The sequence below is a fragment of the Stieleria sp. genome (assembly GCF_041595215.1).
GTDB lineage: Bacteria > Planctomycetota > Planctomycetia > Pirellulales > Pirellulaceae > Stieleria > Stieleria magnilauensis.
Genome location: NZ_JBFHKV010001375.1, coordinates 1 through 1,878, shown reverse-complemented (window position 1 = coordinate 1,878; position 1,878 = coordinate 1). Strand labels below are relative to the sequence as shown.

The window sequence follows — 1,878 nt, the reverse complement described above, 5'->3', positions numbered from 1 at the left end:
GTCAAGGCCACTGAACGCCGGCGAATCGTTGACCGAGGCCACGTTCACCGTTACATCGTGCGCGGCGCTGGTGCCGCCGTCGCCGTCATCGAGTGTGAAACGAATGGTTCGCGACGAATTGGTGGGTTGGTCGGTGTCGGTATTCCGGTAGGTGATGTTCTCGATCAATGCGTCGCTGGAGATCGCTGTGGCGTTGGCGTTGAACGTGACCACCAAATCCGCGCCGGCGGTGCCGCCTGTCATTGTGCCGATCACGACGGGGCCGCCGCCAAAGTCGTACAAGACACTGCTGCCGGAAACGCTGATGTTGCCCACGCCGGGGCCTTGATCGCGGACGTCCAAGACATCTTCGGCGGCATCACCCCCGGCGAAGACTGACACGGTCAGGTTTCCTGTGTCGAAGTCTGTCGAGTCGCCATCGCTGACCGTAACGTTGGTTCCCTGTTCGATCACCGTCGCCGCATCGCCTTCGCTGTAATTGAGCGTGTCGCCGGCCAGGTTGTTGATTGTCGGAGCGACGTTGACCGCAATCGACGTGCCCAACGAGAAATAGTTTCCGTCAGCCAGGTTGACGCCCGTGAACGTGACGAGCTTGGAGCCCGCGTTGTAGCTGGTTGCGGCAACCAGCGACGCACCGCTGCTGAAATCGGCATCGCCATCGACAATGAGATTAAAATCCGCCGCCGTTGTGCCGGTGTAGGTCAACCCACTCAGATCAAACGTGATCGTCGTGGTGCCGACCTCGCCCGTCTCGTCGACGCGCCAGATGCGGGCGAGTCGATCCGCCACGCCTGCCGGCTCTGCGGTCACTTCACCCAACGCAGCATCGTTGTTCCCCCACATCAGGAACTCCCGATCGTCCTGGTTGGACGCGGCCGACATCGTGACGATGGCATCGCCGTTGTCGGATCGAGATTGTCCCTGAGCCAGCATCGATGCGTTGTCTTGTCCGATTCCGGCGATGTCGTTGTCGTATCCGGTGTTCGTCGCAGCGTTCCAGACGACCGCCCCCGTCGAATCGAGGTAGTTCGTGCCGGTGGTTTGATCGAGCGTGAGACCATATTTAATGGCCAGATACGAGTCCACTTTTAATCGATCCGTCGCACTGAGGTCCGTCTTAAAGATCACGACTTCGCCGACGTCCAGATCGTCGTTGAAGCCTCCGCCCGGATACTCGCCCAAGAAGAATTGCCCGAATTGAGTGTTGTCCAGTGGAGCGCCGACGCTTGCATTTCCCGATGCGGTTTGCCGACCATCGATGTTGACGCTCAGGCCGGCGGGACTGCCGGGCGTCGCTTGGGCATTGATGATGTGGTATCCGGCACTCGGCGCGACAGCGGTCAATTGATCATTGTTCAGATCGCCAAAGTCAAATCGAATGTCGTCTTCGAGATTCACCCGGTTGCTGAGCGTGTCAATCCACTGCAACATCACTCCATTGGAACCATTGGTGCTTCCGGCCAGGAAAAGGGAGGCGGAATCGGTTCCAAAGAGGTCGGATCCTAAAACGGTGAGGTCCGCCAAATGATCATTGATGCCGTCAAATGAAATGATCGGATTGAAGTTCAATCCGGACGCGATCAGATCCGGGCGCTGAGTGGAGAGAGCTTGTTGAAGATCGGCCAGCGTCGCATTGGTGACCTGGTTTTCCCATTGGCTGACCCCACCCAAACCGATGGTGACACCGGCGTCGGCCCTCAACCACAACGCCAGACCACTCAACACGCCTCCCGGTGCACCTTGCACGACATTGACCGTGGCGTCGTGATTCAAACTGACCGCGCCATCGCCGTCATTGACGGTGAAGCGAATCGTGCGTGTTCCCGTGGTCGCCGCGACGGTGTCGGTATTCTCGTACGTGATGTTTCGCAACAAGGC

The 1,878-nt window shown here is 58.9% G+C and carries 1 protein-coding gene; it reads right to left on the bottom strand.

What is annotated here, in order from left to right; translation table 11 throughout:
* On the bottom strand, positions 1-1,878 hold a 1,878-nt coding region (locus ABX749_RS31410; protein ID WP_372899504.1), incomplete at both ends, for a hypothetical protein.